The organism is Synechococcus sp. R6-7 (genome assembly GCF_047461695.1).
GTDB lineage: Bacteria > Cyanobacteriota > Cyanobacteriia > Thermostichales > Thermostichaceae > Thermostichus.
On sequence record NZ_JANSHS010000325.1, the window covers coordinates 1 to 1,053 of the forward strand.

The 1,053-nt window shown below is 58.9% G+C and carries 2 protein-coding genes; both read right to left on the reverse strand.

The genetic code is table 11. From position 1 onward, the window contains the following. Positions 1 to 140: 140 nt before the first annotated feature. The gene (locus tag NW815_RS09970; RefSeq protein ID WP_011434405.1) at positions 141 to 401 is read right to left on the reverse strand and encodes a DUF6761 family protein; all 261 of its coding nucleotides are present in this window, start codon (positions 399 to 401) and stop codon (positions 141 to 143) included. Between the two features lie 98 nt (positions 402 to 499). Then, positions 500 to 1,053 (reverse strand): CocE/NonD family hydrolase (locus tag NW815_RS09975; RefSeq protein WP_414415963.1); only part of this gene is annotated, 554 nt, incomplete at its 5' end.

The following is a 1,053-nucleotide window of genomic DNA, read 5'->3' on the forward strand; positions in this document are numbered from 1 at the left end:
GCTTAGCGGTCGGAGCCGGGTAGTTTACTCAGCGCCCTCCCCCCTAGTCTTTCTCCCAAGGGGCGAGGGGAGATCAGAAAAGGTTGGAATCAAAACTTTGCCCCACCTGTTCTAGGGATCGCCAACAGGGATTCACAAAATCAATAACCCCGCATCGGCTCCGCCTCTGGCTCCAATTCCGGATCTATGAAGTTGGACGGATCGTAGAGGAAGCGGTTGACCTCGTCCTCAATGCGATAGATCTCGAAGGGCTCCAATTGTTTGCCAGTTCGCAAGGCCAGCAGGTAGCCATCCACCAGCAGACGTAGCTCATCGGTGCGCCGGTAGCCCCGCTGCCAGGTATCCACCAGAGCATCGGTCAAAGCCTGATAGTGCCGGATCAACTTTGGGTCTTGCAACATGGTGTTCCCTTGCCCTGCCTGTTTCTATCCTAACGTTTGGTGTCTCTTTGTAAGCGGGGATTGCGAACGGGATCCCGAAGCTTGGTCTCTTCTTGGCTTCAAGCCATGGGCAGGTGCAGCCGCGAAGGCGTCTCGCCACCGCTGCGGAGAGTGATGGTGAGAATGCGGGCCTCAATCAGCCGCTCTTCCCGCATTCCCGTGCCTGTGTTGACAGGATAGGCCGGAAAACAAGCCGCGCTAAGGCTGAGGCGCAGAGCATGACCGCAAGGAATGCGAATACAGGTGGGCTGACAGGGAATCAGAATGGGGGTACTGGGCTGGGGATCCCGTAGGCGACAATAGCCTTGGGAAAAGTTATACACCTGCCCATCGGGCCTTACCACCGAGAGCACAGCGCAAAGATCGAAACTGGGGCTGTCGGCCTCCGCGTACACCTCCACAGCAATGTCCCCGACCAGAACCAGCTCGGCTTGCAGCGGCGGAGTGGTATAGGTCAGGACATCGGTGCGGCAGTCGAGGGCAGAGCGCTCTTGCGGCCCGGCAGGCTGAACTAGGTGGCCCCCCAAGGCCGGCACCGGTCGCCAGGGATCGTGAACAAAGGTATCCGATTGTTGCGTCGGCGAGGGTTCAGGGCGAAGGGATCCCTCTGCTT